General features: G+C 64.7%; 12 protein-coding genes. 10 read left to right on the top strand and 2 right to left on the bottom strand.

Features of this window, described 5'->3' with window-relative positions; translation table 11 throughout:
- Positions 1 to 81: 81 nt before the first annotated feature.
- The 8 genes from IEV87_RS15000 to IEV87_RS14965 all read left to right on the top strand — a co-directional run bounded on the left by IEV87_RS15000 (position 82) and on the right by IEV87_RS14965 (position 7,979).
- A complete protein-coding gene (locus IEV87_RS15000) occupies positions 82 to 723 on the top strand; it encodes a TorF family putative porin (protein WP_188478641.1) in 642 nt (213 codons plus the stop codon).
- Between the two features lie 224 nt (positions 724 to 947).
- Positions 948 to 1,337 (top strand): succinate dehydrogenase, cytochrome b556 subunit, encoded by a 390-nt coding sequence (gene sdhC / locus IEV87_RS14995; protein WP_188478640.1) that lies wholly within the window; start codon positions 948 to 950, stop codon positions 1,335 to 1,337.
- Positions 1,338 to 1,348: 11 nt separating this feature from the next.
- A complete protein-coding gene (sdhD, locus tag IEV87_RS14990) occupies positions 1,349 to 1,720 on the top strand; it encodes a succinate dehydrogenase, hydrophobic membrane anchor protein (protein ID WP_188478639.1) in 372 nt (123 codons plus the stop codon).
- Between the two features lie 27 nt (positions 1,721 to 1,747).
- Positions 1,748 to 3,553, top strand: a complete 1,806-nt coding sequence (gene sdhA / locus IEV87_RS14985) for a succinate dehydrogenase flavoprotein subunit (protein ID WP_188478632.1) — start codon at positions 1,748 to 1,750, stop codon at positions 3,551 to 3,553.
- Between the two features lie 11 nt (positions 3,554 to 3,564).
- Entirely contained in the window at positions 3,565 to 4,344 is a 780-nt protein-coding gene (locus IEV87_RS14980; RefSeq protein ID WP_188478630.1) for a succinate dehydrogenase iron-sulfur subunit, read from the top strand.
- A gap of 284 nt (positions 4,345 to 4,628) precedes the next feature.
- On the top strand, positions 4,629 to 4,781 hold the full coding sequence (locus IEV87_RS14975) for a hypothetical protein (RefSeq protein WP_188478628.1): 153 nt from the start codon (positions 4,629 to 4,631) through the stop codon (positions 4,779 to 4,781).
- Between the two features lie 323 nt (positions 4,782 to 5,104).
- A complete protein-coding gene (locus IEV87_RS14970) occupies positions 5,105 to 6,277 on the top strand; it encodes a type III PLP-dependent enzyme (protein WP_188478627.1) in 1,173 nt (390 codons plus the stop codon).
- Between the two features lie 256 nt (positions 6,278 to 6,533).
- The gene (locus tag IEV87_RS14965) at positions 6,534 to 7,979 is read left to right on the top strand and encodes an NCS1 family nucleobase:cation symporter-1 (protein ID WP_188478625.1); all 1,446 of its coding nucleotides are present in this window, start codon (positions 6,534 to 6,536) and stop codon (positions 7,977 to 7,979) included.
- 51 nt (positions 7,980 to 8,030) lie between these two features.
- Here IEV87_RS14965 and IEV87_RS14960 read toward each other — a convergent pair whose 3' ends face one another.
- Both IEV87_RS14960 and yghU read right to left on the bottom strand, forming a co-directional pair.
- Positions 8,031 to 8,519, bottom strand: a complete 489-nt coding sequence (locus IEV87_RS14960; protein WP_188478623.1) for a hypothetical protein — start codon at positions 8,517 to 8,519, stop codon at positions 8,031 to 8,033.
- Positions 8,516 to 9,394, bottom strand: coding sequence for a glutathione-dependent disulfide-bond oxidoreductase (gene yghU / locus IEV87_RS14955; RefSeq protein WP_188478622.1), 879 nt, complete (start codon positions 9,392 to 9,394; stop codon positions 8,516 to 8,518). Before yghU ends, IEV87_RS14960 begins: the two co-directional genes overlap by 4 nt.
- A 124-nt stretch (positions 9,395 to 9,518) precedes the next feature.
- Between yghU and IEV87_RS14950 the strand changes: the two genes are divergently transcribed.
- Together IEV87_RS14950 and creD are read left to right on the top strand one after the other, a co-directional pair.
- A complete protein-coding gene (locus tag IEV87_RS14950) occupies positions 9,519 to 10,361 on the top strand; it encodes an urea carboxylase-associated family protein (RefSeq protein ID WP_188478620.1) in 843 nt (280 codons plus the stop codon).
- 114 nt (positions 10,362 to 10,475) lie between these two features.
- Positions 10,476 to 11,903 carry a cell envelope integrity protein CreD gene (gene creD / locus IEV87_RS14945; RefSeq protein WP_188478618.1) on the top strand — a complete coding sequence of 476 codons (1,428 nt, stop codon included), beginning with the start codon at positions 10,476 to 10,478 and terminating at the stop codon, positions 11,901 to 11,903.
- Positions 11,904 to 11,962 lie beyond the last annotated feature (59 nt).

The raw sequence follows: 11,962 nt of genomic DNA, 5'->3' as shown, positions 1-11,962 counted from the left end.
CGGCAACACCGCGAATTTGGGCTCTTCCCGGGGAGGCGAAACAGGCGCTTGTTACAGGCGTGTCATCTTTCCGAGGTCGAAATGAGATCCATTGTGAAATCCTCCGCGCTTGTGCTGGGCCTGGCGCTTCCCTCCGTCGCCGCAGCGCAGGAGATCAGCGTCTCCGCCGGTGCGACGCTGGCCAGCCGCTATGTCTCCAACGGGGTCGAGCAGACCACCGGCGCCGCGTTCCAACCCTGGGTCGAGGCCGAGATCAACGGCTTCTACGCCGGGCTCTGGGCGTCGAACACCGCGACCTCGATCGTCGGAAGCAAGTACGAACTGGACATCTATGCCGGCTACCGCAACGAAGTCGGCAAGCTGAGCTATGACTTCGGCTATGCCCGCTACTACTATCACGAGCCCTACAGCAACTGCTGTGGCGAATTCATCCTGTCCATGGGCTACGCGGTCACCGATCAGCTGAGCCTCGGCACCCGGTTCGCCTTCGATCCGGACACGGATGTTCTGAATTCCCGTCTGACCGCGGATTTCGCGGTGAACGACAAGATCGGGCTGTCGGCTTCCTTCGGCGACATCGACCACGGCGGTCAGGAATACTGGACCGTGGGCGCAAGCTACGCCATCACCGACAATTTCTCGGTCTCGGGCACCTGGCACGACTCCACCACGAACCCGGGCATATTTGTCCTGAGCGTGGACACCAGCTTCAGCCTGCGCTGACCTCGACATCGCAGACCTGGGGAGGGACCGCGGGGCGACTCGCGGTCCCTTGCCGTTTTCCGGGCCTCTTGCCGCCAACTGTGATCACAGAGTTGACGCGTGTGATCACGACATGCGCGCTGTGCTGCAACATGGCGCGTTTTCTGCGCCTGCGCGGGTGTGTCCTGATGACAAGGCTGGAAAAATCGTTAGAACCGGCCCCAGGTAAACCGAAAGAGGATTTCATGGCAGATGTGAACCGGGGCAACCGCCCGCTTTCGCCTTTCATGATCGGTCCGTACTACCGGCCCCAAATCACGTCCATTTCTTCGATCATGGTGCGCATCACCGGAATCGCCTGCTACGGCTTCGCGTTCCTCGTGATCTGCTGGCTGGTCGCCGCCGCGACGTCCGAGGCCGCGTTCGGCCGGGTCGACTGGCTGCTGACCAGTTACCTGGGCGATCTGCTGATGCTGCTGGCCGCATGGGCCATCTGGTATCACGTTCTGGGCCGCCTGCGGCATGTCGTGTGGGACTTCGGCTTTCTGCTGGATGTCGAGACCTCCCAGAAGATGGGATGGGGCATGTTCATCGGGGCCACCGTGCTGGCCCTGTTCACCGTCCTCGTCGTATAAGGAGCCGCGACATGCGTTATCTGACCGATCGTAAGCGTGCCGTCGGGTCCGGTTCCGGCAGCGAAGGGACGCATCATCACTGGAAGATGATGGTGTCCTCGATCTGCCTGGCCGTGATCGCGCCCTTCTTCATCTTCACCTTCGGCGCCGGGCTGGGCAGCAGCTTCGAAGAGGTGCAGGCGTTCCTGTCGCGTCCCTTCGTCGTGCTGGTGCTGGCGCTTGGGCTGATCGTCGGGCTGAACCACTTCCGGATGGAGATCGACGAGGCGGTCGAGGACTACGTGCACGGGCTTGCCGGCAAACTCACCCTGATCGCGGTGAGCGCGGTGACCTACCTGCTGATGGCCGTGGGGCTGTTTGCGCTGCTGAAACTCGCGATCTGAGAAGACACGCGCGAAGGAATACAACTCATGACAGCTTACGAATACGAGACGCATACATATGACGTCGTGGTAGTAGGTGCAGGTGGTGCGGGTCTTCGCGCCACGCTCGGCATGGCCGAGCAGGGCCTGCGCACGGCCTGCGTGACCAAGGTGTTTCCGACCCGGTCGCACACCGTCGCCGCGCAGGGCGGCATCGCCGCGTCCCTGTCCAACATGGGGCCGGACAACTGGCAGTGGCACATGTACGACACCGTGAAGGGGTCGGACTGGCTGGGCGATACGGACGCGATGGAGTACCTCGCCCGGTCCGCACCCAAGGCCGTCTACGAGCTTGAGCACTACGGCGTGCCGTTCTCCCGGACGGAAGAGGGCAAGATCTACCAGCGGCCCTTTGGCGGGCACACGACGGAATTCGGCGAAGGCCCCGCGGTGCAGCGCACCTGCGCCGCCGCGGACCGGACCGGCCACGCGATCCTGCACACGCTTTACGGTCAGTCGCTGAAGAACAACGCGGAATTCTACATCGAATACTTCGCCATCGACCTGATCATGTCAGACGACGGCGTCTGTACCGGCGTTCTGTGCTGGAAACTGGATGACGGGACGATGCACCTGTTTTCCGCCAAGATGGTGGTGCTGGCGACGGGCGGCTACGGGCGCGCCTATTTCTCGGCCACCTCGGCACATACCTGCACCGGCGACGGCGGCGGGATGGTGGCGCGGGCCGGTCTGCCGCTTCAGGACATGGAGTTCGTGCAGTTCCACCCGACCGGCATCTACGGCTCTGGCTGCCTGATCACCGAAGGCGCGCGGGGCGAGGGCGGCTACCTGACCAACTCGGAAGGCGAGCGGTTCATGGAGCGGTATGCGCCCCAGTACAAGGACCTGGCGCCGCGCGACTACGTCTCGCGTTCGATGACGATGGAGATCCGCGAGGGGCGGGGTGTTGGCGAACACGGCGACCACATCCACCTGAACCTGTCGCACCTGCCGAAAGAGGCGCTGGCCGAGCGGCTGCCGGGGATTTCCGAGTCGGCGAAGATCTTTGCCGGTGTTGACGTCACCAAGGAACCGATCCCGGTGCTGCCGACGGTGCATTACAACATGGGCGGCATCCCGACGAACTACTGGGGCGAGGTGCTGAACCCGACCGCCGAGGATCCGAACGCCATCGTGCCGGGCCTGATGGCCGTGGGCGAGGCGGGCTGCGCCTCGGTCCACGGGGCGAACCGTCTGGGATCGAACTCCCTGATCGACCTCGTGGTCTTTGGCCGCGCGGCGGCGATCAAGGCGGGCAAGGTCGTGGACCCGGAAGCGGCAAACCCGACGGTGAACCTCGCCGCCGTGGACAAGGCCTTCGACCGGTTCGACGCACTGCGCAACGCTTCGGGCGCGATCCCGACCGCCGAACTGCGGCTGGAGATGCAGCGTACCATGCAGTCGGACGCCGCGGTTTTCCGCGCCTCGGACACGCTGAAGGAGGGGGTCGAGAAGATGACCGCCATTGCCGGCAAGATGGGCGACGTGAAGGTGACGGACCGCTCGCTGGTCTGGAACTCCGACCTGATGGAGACGCTGGAGCTGACGAACCTGATGCCGAACGCCCTGGCGACCATCGTCGGTGCCGAGGCGCGCCATGAATCGCGCGGCGCGCATGCGCATGAGGACTACGCGGAGCGGGACGACGAGAACTGGCGCGTGCACACGATTTCGCGCGTGGACGGCGAAAAGGTGGAGCTGAGCTACCGCCCGGTCATCACCGATCCGCTGACCTCCGAGGCCGAGGGCGGGATCGAACTGAAACGCATCGCGCCCAAGGCGCGGACGTTCTGAAGGAGGACGACATGGCACAATTCACGCTTCCCAAGAACTCCCGCATCCGGACCGGCAAGACCTGGCCCAAGCCCGACGGCGCAACCAATGTCCGCAAGTTCCAGATTTACCGCTGGAGCCCGGACGACGGGGAAAACCCGCGTGTCGACACCTATTTCCTCGACATGGACAAATGCGGTCCGATGGTTCTGGACGCGCTCATCAAGATCAAGAACGAGATCGACCCGACGCTGACCTTCCGCCGGTCCTGCCGCGAGGGGATCTGCGGGTCCTGCGCGATGATGATCGACGGGATCAACACGCTGGCCTGCATCTATGGCCTCGACGAGATCAAGGGCGATGTGACGATCTATCCGCTGCCGCACATGCCGGTGGTGAAGGACCTGATCCCGGACCTGACCCACTTCTACGCGCAGCATGCCTCGATCATGCCGTGGCTGGAGACCAAGACCAACAAACCGGCGAAGGAATGGCGGCAGTCCATCGAGGACCGCAAGAAGCTCGACGGGCTTTATGAATGCGTGATGTGCGCCTCCTGCTCCACCTCCTGCCCGAGCTACTGGTGGAACGGCGACCGTTACCTCGGCCCCGCCGCGCTGCTGCATGCCTACCGCTGGATCATCGACTCGCGCGACGAGGCGACGGGCGAGCGGCTGGACGAGCTGGAGGATCCCTTCAAGCTCTACCGCTGCCACACGATCATGAACTGCGCCAAGACCTGCCCCAAGGGGCTGAACCCGGCGGCGGCGATCGCGCATATCAAGCAGATGATGGTTGAACGCACCGTCTGACCCGGCGGCTGCCCCGATGCTGGCAGAGGGGCGCTGCCCCTCGCCCCTGCGGGGCTCACCCCGGGATATTTGTGAAACCAAAGAAACCGGGCCGGCTTCTTTGGTTTCACAAATATCCTCCGGGGGGTGCGGGGGGCGGAAAGCCCCCCGTTGCGCGACCGTGGCCAGCGGCACGGACATCTGCATTGCGCGCAATGCTGCAATGCAGCAATCAGGGGCTGACCGCGGCGCCGCCGAGGCGCATATACCGGTCAGGGAGGGGGCCAGACCCGATGAGGCACCCCATGGACAAGATCGCAAAACCATCCCCCGAAGAGCTGCGCCGCGCGCAGGCCGCGCTGAACGCGCTGAATCAGGCCTATGACTACTTCACCTCGGACGCGCCGGCCCCGGCACAAGGCGGCACCGCCTACCTGCCCTATACCCGCGCCGCCTGAACCACGCCGCCCCGCCACCGGGTCCGCCGGAGGCGGGGCGTTGTTGCAAATCAGCAGCATCCTGCCTGTGGGTGAGCTGTGTATCTTTTTTATTTCCAATATGTTGCGCGGTATCTCGGGGCGCGACGAAAACATTTTCGGACCTCGGGACAAATCCCTCTTGAACGACTCATCGTTTGGCCCGATATCGCGCCTTACAAAGACGCCAACGCACGCGCCTCTGGCGAGAGGGCTAATCCGATAGGCCCTGCGGTTACGTAGCGACGGTAACGTCTCCCTTGGAACTGAGCGGTCATATATGGCCGGGTCTATTGGAGATGACCATGAACGCATACGTAGCCGATTTCTCGGCCGTCAAAGCTGCACGCCGTGAAAACCGCGTAGAAACCTTCATCCGCAATTCCGTATTCGAGCGCCCGACGCTCGTGCTCGACATCGACCGCGTCGAAGAGCAGTACCACGCGCTGAAGGCCGGTCTGGGCCGGGCCCGCATCCACTATGCCGTGAAAGCCAACCCGCAGCGTGAGATCGTGGAGCGGCTGGTCGATCTCGGGTCGGGTTTCGACGCTGCCTCGCGCGCCGAGGTGGAGCTGTGCCTGTCGCTTGGTGCGCGGCCCGAGAACATCTCCTTCGGGAACACTGTTAAGAAGGTGCGCGATATCGAGTTCGCCTATGGCGCCGGTGTCACCCTGTTCGCGGCGGACGCGGAAGAAGAGCTTGAAAAGATCGCCGAACATGCGCCGGGCGCGCAGGTCTACATCCGCCTGATCGTGGATGCCTCGGAAGCCGACTGGCCGCTTTCGCGCAAGTTCGGCTGTGCCCGTGACAAGGCTATTGCGCTGCTGGACATGGCCGCCCGTCTCGGGCTGGAGCCGGTTGGATTTTCCTTCCACGTGGGGTCGCAGACCAAACGGGCCGAGATGTGGATCGCGACGCTCGACCAGATCGCGGCGGTTTGGAAAGCCGCGCATGAGGCGGGTCACAGCCTGACCCTGCTGAACATCGGTGGCGGTTTCCCGGCCTATTACGGCGAGGAAATCCAGCGTCCGACGGCCTATGCCGCCCGTGTGATGGAGCTGATCGAAGAGCGGTTCGGCCACGTCGCGCATGTGATGGCTGAGCCGGGCCGTGGTCTGGTCGCCGAAGCTGGCGCGATTGCCGCAGAGGTGCTGCTGGTGTCGAAGAAGTCGGACATGGACCTGCATCGCTGGGTCTATCTGGACATCGGGAAGTTCTCGGGCCTGGCAGAGACCATGGACGAGGCGATCCGCTACCAGTTCCTGACGGACCGCGACCACGAGGCGACCGGGCCCTGCATCCTGGCCGGACCGTCCTGCGACTCCGCCGACGTGCTGTATGAAAAGCGCCCGGTCGAGCTGCCGCTTGGCCTGCGCTCCGGCGACCGGTTCGTGATCCGCAACTGCGGTGCCTATACCTCGACCTATTCGTCGGTCGGGTTCAACGGCTTCCCGCCGCTGGACATCGTGGTGATCTGAATAACATGGGGGCGGGTGAACCCGCCTCCGGCTTCCTGACCGCGCCGCCGCAGGGTGGCGCGGTTTTTTCATGTGTCCATTTTGCATGATTTTTGGACCGTCCGCGCCGGTTTCGCCGCGACGCAGCGGCCACATGACGTTTTCGTGACCCCGTAGCCCAGCTTCGGATCTACGCTCGGATGCGCCGGCCACCCTGCATGCACGTGATGCGGGTCCGTAACCGGCAGACCACTCCATCGGGGGACAGGAGAGAGCCATGACGACACACACGACGGATCTGGAAATCGGACTGCCGGCTGCAGAGAGCGGGGGCGACACGCTGGCGCCGATCGCGCCGCAGGACAAGACCTGGGGCTGGTTTGCCATCTTCAACATCTGGGCCAACGACATCCAGTCGCTGTTTGGCTATTCACTGGTGGCGTCGCTGTTCATTTCCTACGGAGTGTCGGGCTGGACCGCCTTTGCCGCGCTGATCGTGGCCGGGCTGCTCGTCATGTTCCTCGTCAACCTGTCGGGCGCTGCGGGTGAAAAATACGGCATTCCCTACCCGGTGCTGGCGCGCGCGTCCAAAGGTACGCAGGGGGCCAAGCTGCCGGCGATCCTGCGGGCGACTGTGGCGGTGTTCTGGTACGGGGTGCAGGTCTATTTCGCCTCCACCGCGCTGGCGCTGCTGATCTACACGCTGTTCGGGATTTCCAGCGGCGAGGGCGGCTTCCTGGGGCTGTCCGGCGTGGACTGGGTCAGTTTCCTGATCGTCTGGGCCTTTCACATCTTCATCTTCTGGCGGGGCATGGGGTGGGTCGAGACCTTCCTCAACATCGCGGGGCCCTTCGTCTACGCCGTGATGATCGGGCTGGTCATCGTGCTGTGGCAAAGGTCGGACGGGCAGCTGCTGGCACAGGCGCAGACCATCTTCACGCCAGAGAACGCGACCTTCTGGACGGAGCTGTCCGGGTTCGTCGCAATTGTCGGCACGATGATCGCCTATTTCTCGGCCGTGCTGCTGAACTTCTCGGACTTCTCGCGCTATGCCAAGGACAAGCGGGCGATGATGCTGGGGAACCTCGCCGGGCTGCCGTTCAACATGATCCTGTTCTCGGCGCTGGCGCTGCTGACGACGGCGGGCGCTGCGGTCGTCTACGGGGAGAAGATCATCAACCCGACCGAGATCGTGGAGAAGACGGACAGCGTGATCCTGTCGATCATCGCGGCGGTGACCTTCTTTGCGGCGACCGTGGGCATCAACCTGGTGGCGAACTTCATACCGTCGGTGAACGGGATCGCCAACCTCGCGCCGTCGAAGATCAGCTTCCGGACGGCGGGGATGATCACCTCTGTCTTTGCGCTGGTGATCGGGGGATTGTGGACCTCGTTCATCTCGGAGTTCGGGATTTCCGGTTTCGTGAACACGCTCGGGGCGACGCTGGCGCCGGTCTACGGGATCATGATGGCGGATTACTACCTGTTGCGGAAACAGGAGCTTGAGCGCGCCGATCTCTATGACATGACGGGCGGGCGCTATCACTACGGCAACGGGTGGAACGACGCGGCGATGATCGCCTTCGGCTGTGCGGCCGTGTTCTCCGTGGCGACGGTCTGGGTGCCGTTCCTCGGGTTCCTTTCGGGCTACGCCTGGGTGATCGGGGCGGTGCTGGGTGGTGTGATCTATCACCGGCTGGCGAAGGGGAAGGTGGTGGCCTGACTTTCGAGGGTCGGGCCGGTCCGTCGCTGGCGCGGCGACATTTCTGAACGACTAGCGGCGCGCGCGCGCCAACCCCCGCTTCGCTGCCGCCAGCAGGGCGCGAGAATAGATCAGGTGCAGTGGCATCAGCAACCGGACGCCCGATCCGAGGCCGCCGTCCTCGTCTGGCAGGACGGCAGAGCCGAAGTACAGCCGGGTCGTGGGGCCGGACGGTGCGACCATGAACCACGACGCTGTCGGGCCGCCAATCTGGCGCATGAGCAATTCGGTGTCGGTGCGCCTGCGGACGCGCCAGACCGCAAACCGGTCCGCCTGTCCGGTCATGATGAGCGGGATATCGGCGTCGGAGGAGCGGTGCCCGCCGGCGCGGAGCACCGCCCGTTCCGCCCGGAACAGGGGGCTGGTGTAGAATGCGGTGACGTAGTCGAAGAGCGTCACCGCCCCCGGACATTCGGTGACGAAGCAATCGGCGTGGCCGCCCCTCTCGCGCCTGAGCGCGTGGAGGAGCGTGCCTGCCGGAACCTCCGTCCGCCGGATCACTTGGCCGCGGCCTCGATCTTGTCCTGGGTCTTCGTGTCGAAATCGCTCGCGTCATGGCGTTCGCGCAGTTGTTGCGACGGCTCTCCGCTCGCTGCGTTGACCATGCGGCCGCGCTTGACTGCGGGGCGGGCAAAGATCGTGTCGGCCCATCTGATGACGTTCTTGTATTCGTGCGTGGATAGGAAGGTCTTGGATTCCCCATAGGCTCCGTCCGTCACCATTCGCCCGTACCAGGGCGCGGTGGCCATGTCGGCGATGGAGTATTCGCTGCCCGAAAGGAATTCATTGTCGGCGAGATGCTTGTCCAGCACGTCGAGCTGGCGTTTCACCTCCATCGCGAAGCGGTTGATCGGGTATTCCATCTTGAACGGCGCATAGGCGTAGAAATGGCCGAAGCCGCCGCCGAGATAGGGGGCGGAACCCTGAAGCCAGAAGAGCCAGTTCATCGCCTCGGTCCGCGCGGCGTGGTCCTGGGGCAGGAAGGCCCCGAACTTTTCCGCAAGGTACAGCAGGATGTGGCCGGATTCGAAGACCCGCACCGGCTTGTCCCCGGAATGGTCGACAAGCGCGGGGATCTTGGAGTTCGGATTTGCCTCCACGAAACCGGACCCGAACTGGTCCCCGTCCCCGATATTGATCAGCCAGGCGTCGTATTCCGCGCCGGTGTGACCGGCGGCGAGCAGCTCTTCCAGCAGGATGGTGACCTTCTGGCCGTTCGGCGTGGCGAGAGAGTAAAGCTGCAACGGGTGCTTGCCGACCTGAAGCGGCTTGTCATGGGTCGCGCCGGACACGGGACGGTTGATGCTGGCGAAACGGCCGCCGCTTTCCTTGTCCCAGGTCCAGACCTCGGGCGGGGTGTAGGTATCGTCGGGCATGGCGTGGTCTCCCTTTTATGCGGTTGACGCGACTAGAGCAGCATTGCGCGCCTTGCTCAATGCTCACCAGTCGGGGCGTCTGTTCGGGATTGCGCAGAACCGCGCGGCGGCGCAGGATCCGCGCATGACAGAGCCTTCCGATGCCGCCCTCCGCCGTGCCGTTGCGCCGGTGATATGCTACCCGACCGGGACCCTGCCGCAGCCGGACCTCGGGCTTTATCGCACAGCGCGGGCCGGGGCGCAGAAGGTGGCGGAGGTCGTGGTGCCGCCGCGCGATGCGGCGGCCTTCGAGGTTCCCGCGGGCGGGTTCTTCCGCATCACTTCGGTCGAGGGGCCGCAGGTCGGGGACCTGAACCTGTGGAACGCCGCCGACCTGTCGGAACGGTTCTACTCCGGCAAGACCCGCGCGCTGCACGGAACGCATCTGACCGTCGGCGACCGGATGTGGAGCTGCTTTCCCTACCTGCGTCCGATGGCGACCATGGTAGAGGATACGCTCGGCTGGTACGGGGCGGACGAACACGGGGGCCGGGTGCATGACGTGATCGGCACGCGCTGCGATCCGCATACGCACCACCTGCTCAGCGGGGAGGACTATCACCACTGCTGCCATTCCAATCTCACCCGCGGGTTTGCCGCGGCGACGGGGATGCCGGTGGCGGAGGCCGCGGGCGCGGTACATGACGTGCTCAACGTCTTCATGTGCACCGGGTTCACCCGCGACACCGGGCAGTATTTCATGAAAGCCTCTCCGGTGCGGCCCGGCGACTACCTTGAGTTCTTCGCGGAAATCGACCTGCTGGGCGTGCTTTCAGCCTGTCCGGGGGGCGACTGTTCGTCAGAGCATTCCTCGGACACCGCTGCCTGCTTCCCGCTGCTGGTAGAGGTCTTCGCTGCGCAGCCGGGGGCGCTGGAAGGCTGGAAGAGCCCGGCGCGCAACGGCTATTCCGGCACGCACGGGACGTAGGAGGGCGGCGGATCGGATACCGCCCTCGGGGGCATTCCGCCGTTCATTGCAAACATCCCCTACCGCCCGGCGTCCGGCCCCGCTAACCTGACCACGGTCAAGTGCGGGGGTTCCATGCGGCGCGGTTTCGGAATGCGGTTTCTGGTTGTCGGGGTGCTGATCCTGCTGATGTTTATCCCGCTTTTCTTCGTGGCCGAGGTCGTCGGCGGCCGGCGCACCCTGTCGAACGACACGGTGACAGAGATCGGACGCACCTGGGGCGGGGAGCAGTCCTTTGCCGGGCCACGGCTGGTGATCCCGGTTACGGAGGAGGTGATCCGCGAGACCCTGCGTGACAAGACCGACCCCGAGACCGGCGCGGCGCTGATCGACCCCGCAACGGGCCGCGCGCGTACCGAGACGGTGCGGCAGCGGGTGACAGAGCGGCGTGCTCCGATCCACGTCTACCCCCGGACCTTCGAGGCGACGGTGTCCAGTACGACGGAACTGCGCCGCCGCGGCATCTTTACCGCGCCTGTCTATCGCGCGCAGATCGAGGTGGATTTCGACTTTCCCGCCGACACGCTCGCCGCGCTCAACGCGGGGAGTTCGGTCATCCAGTGGGAGGAGGCCTGGCTCGAGGTTTTCGTGTCCAACTCTGCCGGGCTGCGCGGCGATGCGGTTCTGACCGGTCCGTCGGGCGAGATCGCGATGGAGCCCTCGGGCACCCCCGACCAGCCCGGCATCCGGGCAGAGCTGGGCGATCCACGCGGCGGCGGGGGCTATCACCTGTCGCTCGGGCTGAACGGGGCGGGGCGGTTCCTGATCGCACCGGTCGGGCGAACCAGCCGGGTCACAATGAGCTCGGACTGGCCGGACCCGAGCTTTACCGGAGCCTTCCTGCCCGACGAGTCCGAGGTGACGGAAACAGGATTTACCGCCAGCTGGACAATCCCGCACCTGGCGCGGTCGCTGCAACAGGTCACGCGGGAGGAGGTGTCGCCCTATGCGCTTGGCCTCATGGGGTTCGGGGTCAGCCTCTACGAGCCGAACGACTTCTATCAGAAGGCCTACAGGGCATCGCGCTACGGTATTCTCTACATCGCGCTGACCTTCCTGACGGTGCTTCTGGTGGACCGCAACCGCGCGACCCCGGTGCATCCGGTGCAGTACTTTCTGATCGGGCTGGCGCAGTCGACCTTCGTGCTGCTCATGGTGTCCTACGCCGAACAGATCGGGTTCGGTCCGGCCTATCTGATCGCGGCGGGGGCGGTGACGGTTCTGCTGACGCTGTTCGGCTGGATCGGGCTGGGGCTTGGCAAGCGATCGCTTGTCCTGGGGGCGATGCTTGCACTGGTCTACGCGGTGCTGTTCCTGATCCTGCAGAGCCAGGATTACGCCCTGCTGGCCGGGTCGACACTGGCCTTCGTGGCCATCGCCGCGACGATGTTCGCGACCCGGAACGAGGAATGGTACGGGCCGGAAGGGACGGGCGTCTTCGGGCGGAAAAAAGCTGAAGTTCCGGCGCCTGACGGGAGATCCCCCGGCCCGGCGGGAGGCTGACACGGCCACTGGCAGAACCGGCGTCCTCGGGCCGGAGCCGGGGATTTCCCGCCGTCTGT

Source organism: Primorskyibacter flagellatus (assembly GCF_014638275.1).
GTDB classification, from domain to species: Bacteria; Pseudomonadota; Alphaproteobacteria; order Rhodobacterales; family Rhodobacteraceae; genus Pseudooceanicola; species Pseudooceanicola flagellatus_A.
This window is presented reverse-complemented; position numbering and strand designations above follow the sequence as displayed.